The following is a 3,476-nucleotide window of genomic DNA, read 5'->3' as shown; positions in this document are numbered from 1 at the left end:
GGACGCCGCGGGGGCGGAGAAGGAGCGGCGGCGCCGGGACCGGCTGTCCCGCCGCTGGCAGCGGGACATCCGCTGGAGCCCGTACGCCTTCGTGTCTCCGTTCTTCCTGTTGTTCATCGCGTTCGGCCTGTTCCCGCTGATCTACACGGGCTGGGCCTCGCTGCATCAGGTGGAGCTGACCGCGCCGACCGACATGAACTGGGTCGGGCTGCGCAACTACACCCGGATCTTCGACGACGACTTCTTCTGGAACGCGGCGAAGAACACCCTGACCATCGGCATCATCTCCACCGTCCCGCAGTTGCTGATGGCGATGGGCATCGCCCATATCCTCAACTACAAGCTGCGGGCCTCGACCTTCTTCCGGGTCGCGATGCTCGCGCCGTACGCGACGTCGATCGCCGCCGCCTCGCTGGTGTTCGTGCTGCTCTTCGGCCGTGACTACGGCATGATCAACTGGGCGCTGGACTTCGCCGGCATCGACCCGCTCGACTGGCAGAACGACAAGTGGCCCTCGCAGATCGCCGTCTCGACGATCATCATCTGGCGCTGGACCGGCTACAACGCGCTGATCTATCTCGCCGCGATGCAGGCGATCCCCCAGGATCTGTACGAGTCGGCGGCCCTGGACGGGGCCAACCGCTGGCAGCAGTTCATCCATGTGACGCTGCCGTCGCTGCGCCCGACGATCCTGTTCACCTGTGTCGTCTCGACGATCGGGGCGAGCCAGGTCTTCGGCGAGCCGCTGCTGTTCGACGCCAACAAGGGGACCTCCGGCGGCGCGGAGCACCAGTTCCAGACGCTCGGCCTGTATCTGTACGAGCAGGGCTGGGTCGCCCAGCATCTGGGCCGTGCCTCGGCGATCGCCTGGACGATGTTCCTGATCCTGATCGTCATCGGCATCGTCAACTACGTCATCTCGCGCCGGCTGCGCGCCAGTAGTTAAGGAGTGGTGGCCGTGACGACGACTGTGACGCCCCCCGACGTGCCGCCGCCCGGTGCGCCCGTGAAGGAGTCCAAACGCCCGCGCCTGCCGAAGTCGGCCCGGGCCGGCGGACAACTGCACGGCGGCCCGATCGCCTACGCGATCCTGATCGTGTTCACCATCGTGTCGCTGTTCCCGCTGGTGTGGACGGCGATCGCCGCCTCGCGTGACAACCAGCGGCTCGCCGAGACGCCGCCGCCGTTCTGGTTCGGCTCCGGCCTGTTCGACAAGCTGGAGATCGCCTGGAAGGACGCCAACCTCGGCGAGGCGTTCCTCAACACCACGATCGTGGCGGGGGTTTCGGCGGCCACCATCGTCGTCCTGTCGACGATCGCCGGTTTCGCCTTCGCCAAGCTGCGGTTCAGGGGCCGCGGCGCGCTGATGCTGATCGTGATCGGCACGATGATGGTGCCGCCGCAGCTCAGTGTGATCCCGCTGTACATGATGGTCGCCAAGCTCGACTGGACGGACCAGTTGCAGGCGGTGATCTTCCCGTCGCTGGTGAGCGCGTTCGGTGTGTTCTTCATGCGGCAGTACCTGATCCAGGCGCTGCCGGACGAGATCATAGAGGCCGCCCGGGTCGACGGGGCGAGCAGCTGGCGCGTGGTGTGGCACGTGGTGTTCCCGGCGGCGCGGCCGGCGATGGCCGTGCTCGGCATGCTGACGTTCGTGCAGACCTGGAACGACTTCATGTGGCCGTTCCTGGTGCTGACCCAGATGGGCAACCCGACCGTGCAGGTCGCGGTCGCGGGCCTGGGCCGCGGGTACACCCCCGACCAGTCCCTGATCATGGCGGGCGCGCTGCTGGGCACGCTGCCGCTGCTGCTGGTCTTCGCGATCTTCGGCAAGCAGATCGTGGGCGGCATCATGCAGGGCGCCGTGAAGGGCTGACGCCCTCGTCCGTTCTCCAGGGGGCCGGATCAGTGCCGCTCCGGCCCCTGTTCGTGAACTCCCTTTCCCCCCTCCACCCGTCGCCTCTCCACGACCCCCAATGGGAGCGCTTCCATGCCTGACTCCGAGAACTCGGCCACCCCGGTGACCTTCCCTCCCGCCTTCGTCTGGGGCGCGGCCACCTCCGCGTATCAGATCGAGGGCGCGGTGCGGGAGGACGGCCGGACGCCGTCGATCTGGGACACCTTCAGCCATACGCCGGGCAAGACGGTCGGCGGCGACCACGGTGACATCGCTGTCGACCACTACCACCGCTACCGCGAGGACGTGGCGATGATGGCGGACCTGGGCCTGGGCGCCTACCGCTTCTCCGTCTCGTGGTCGCGGGTGCAGCCGACCGGCCGGGGCCCGGCCGTCCAGAAGGGCCTGGACTTCTACCGCCGGCTGGTCGACGAGCTGCTGTCCAAGGGCATCAAGCCGGCCGTCACGCTCTACCACTGGGATCTTCCGCAGGATCTGGAGGACGCGGGCGGCTGGCCGGAGCGCGACACGGCATACCGCTTCGCGGAGTACGCGCAGATCGTCGGTGAGGCGCTGGGCGACCGCGTCGAGCAGTGGATGACGCTCAACGAGCCGTGGTGCAGCGCGTTCCTCGGCTACGCGTCGGGTGTGCACGCCCCGGGCCGTACGGATCCGGCGGCCTCGCTGCGTGCCGCGCACCATCTGAACCTGGCGCACGGGCTGGGCGCGTCGGCGCTGCGGTCGGTGATGCCGGCCCGCAACCAGGTCGCGATCGCCCTCAACTCCGCGACCGTGCGGCCGCTTTCACAGGACCCGGCGGATCTGGCGGCGGCCCGGAAGATCGACGACCTGGCCAACGGGGTCTTCCACGGCCCGATCCTGCACGGCGTCTACCCGGAGTCGCTGTACGTGGCGACGGCGGGCCTCACCGACTGGGACTACGTCCTGGACGGCGATCTGACGCTGATCAACCAGCCGCTGGACGCGCTGGGCCTCAACTACTACACGCCCGCGCTGGTCTCGGCGGCGGACGCGGCGGCGCAGCGGCCGCGTGCCGACGGCCACGGGTCGAGCGACCACTCGCCGTGGCCGGCCGCGGGCGACGTCGCCTTCCATCAGACGCCCGGTGACCGCACGGAGATGGGCTGGACGATCGACCCGACCGGGCTGCACGAGCTGATCATGCGCTACACCCGGGAGGCGCCGGGCCTGCCGCTGTACATCACCGAGAACGGCGCGGCCTACGACGACAAGATCGACTCGGACGGCCGGGTGCACGACCCGGAGCGGGTCTCCTACCTCCACGGCCATCTGTCCGCGGTCCGCCGCGCGATCACCGACGGCGCGGACGTGCGCGGCTACTTCCTGTGGTCCCTGCTGGACAACTTCGAGTGGGCGTACGGCTACGGCAAGCGCTTCGGCGCGGTGTACGTGGACTACGCGACGCTCCAGCGGACGCCGAAGTCCAGCGCCCTGTGGTACGGGAAGGCGGCGCGCACCGGGGCGCTGCCGCCACTGGAGCCGGCCGCTTAGGCCGCCCCTGGGGGAGCGGGGAAGGGGCGCGGCACCCGACGGGGGG

3 protein-coding genes are annotated in these 3,476 nt (G+C 69.3%); all 3 read left to right on the top strand.

Going from position 1 to position 3,476, the window contains the following annotated elements; translation table 11 throughout:
* The coding region (locus ACFTZL_RS42830) for a carbohydrate ABC transporter permease (protein WP_382595413.1) at positions 1 to 946 on the top strand (946 nt) is incomplete at its 5' end.
* A gap of 12 nt (positions 947 to 958) precedes the next feature.
* On the top strand, positions 959 to 1,876 hold the full coding sequence (locus ACFTZL_RS42825) for a carbohydrate ABC transporter permease (protein WP_382595410.1): 918 nt from the start codon (positions 959 to 961) through the stop codon (positions 1,874 to 1,876).
* Between the two features lie 114 nt (positions 1,877 to 1,990).
* On the top strand, positions 1,991 to 3,430 hold the full coding sequence (locus ACFTZL_RS42820; RefSeq protein ID WP_382595407.1) for a GH1 family beta-glucosidase: 1,440 nt from the start codon (positions 1,991 to 1,993) through the stop codon (positions 3,428 to 3,430).
* Positions 3,431 to 3,476 lie beyond the last annotated feature (46 nt).

This window comes from Streptomyces sp. NPDC056948, from assembly GCF_042674225.1.
Classification (GTDB): domain Bacteria; phylum Actinomycetota; class Actinomycetes; order Streptomycetales; family Streptomycetaceae; genus Streptomyces; species Streptomyces purpurascens.
This window is presented reverse-complemented; position numbering and strand designations above follow the sequence as displayed.

What these genes read in the sequence shown, in the direction of transcription:
- ACFTZL_RS42820 (WP_382595407.1), top strand. Translation starts at nt 1,991, where the DNA reads ATGCCTGACTCCGAGAACTCGGCCACCCCGGTGACCTTCCCTCCCGCC.